Below are 1085 nucleotides of genomic sequence, written 5' to 3'. Positions count from 1 at the left end.
CACCGCCCACGAGAACGACATGGAATTCGAGGAGGCCTACAACGTCAGCGGCCGGCGCATCTTCCCGTGGCCCGAGGCCGTGGCCGAGCCCAACTCGCCCTGGACGAAGCGATAGAAGCGATCCCAGTACGGAAGAGAGTCGAGCGGTTCATCCAGGAGGGATTCAGGGACATCGACGCCGCGGAAGAGCCCAAAGCTATTCAGCAGACGCTTTCCCTTGAGTACCTGGGCCGCGTGCCAGTTGTCAGCTAGGGACAAATCGGAAAATTTCACAGCGTACTTGAAGACCTCCATGAAACCCTCGCTAGGATCGCCTGCAATGGGCCTGCAATCGACGATCATGCTGTCACCAGTGATAGCGTGCCACTCAGCACTAATCGCGCTCGGAGAGGGCTTAGAGGCCGCTAAAACGATCATGTGGCAATGCGGGTGCCAACCCTTCCCCTTATTGGTCAACTCAAGCGTGTAAACACCGCCTTCGGCCTTGCACAGCTCCGTGTAGGGAGCACCGCGAGTACCTGCGTTGAAGTATCGGCGGCGATCCATCATGAGCTTGAGCGAACGGGTCAGATGACGCTGACGCTCTTCAAGGTCTGGACCGTTCTTCACGGTAAGCGTGAGAAGGTAGGGTTGCAGGTCTGGGCGCTCTTTCTGGATCACCTCCCAGCGAGCCAAATAGGCCCCGAGCGCCTTAGCTCCACGCCGAATAGCGCAGAGAGGGCAGATCAGGTGTTGCTTGCAAAACGTAGCGTTGTGCAGCCGAACCTTGCCCACGGTGAAATACTCCCGAAAGTGCAGGTAATTTCCGCAGCTGGCGAGGCCTGCGGACGCTTTCGTGGATTCGACGGATGACACGTCCCGGAGGTGCCCAAGCATGTCCAGTGACCTTGCGTGAGCGCTGCCGTAGCGTGCTAATCTATCGCCGAAGTTTTCAGCTTCATCGACCCCTGTATGCGCCTCTTCCGCCAAGTTGACAGCGCATACGGGGGTTTTCTTTTTGGCCATGCCTGGCTCCTTTCCCGTGCTGGCAGCATACCTGCTGCTAACACTTTGTTTCTATGTATCAAGTAAAGAGGCCCCCGGCT

Annotated in this window: 1 protein-coding gene; it reads right to left on the bottom strand. The window is 57.8% G+C overall.

The features are described from left to right. Positions 1-36: 36 nt before the first annotated feature. Positions 37-1005, bottom strand: a complete 969-nt coding sequence (locus ACFTXQ_RS36710; protein WP_382650042.1) for a protein rep — start codon at positions 1003-1005, stop codon at positions 37-39. Positions 1006-1085 lie beyond the last annotated feature (80 nt).

This window comes from Streptomyces sp. NPDC057010, assembly GCF_042673805.1.
Taxonomy (GTDB): domain Bacteria; phylum Actinomycetota; class Actinomycetes; order Streptomycetales; family Streptomycetaceae; genus Streptomyces.
Note: the sequence above shows the minus strand (reverse complement) of the source record. Positions and strands in the feature narration are given on the sequence as shown.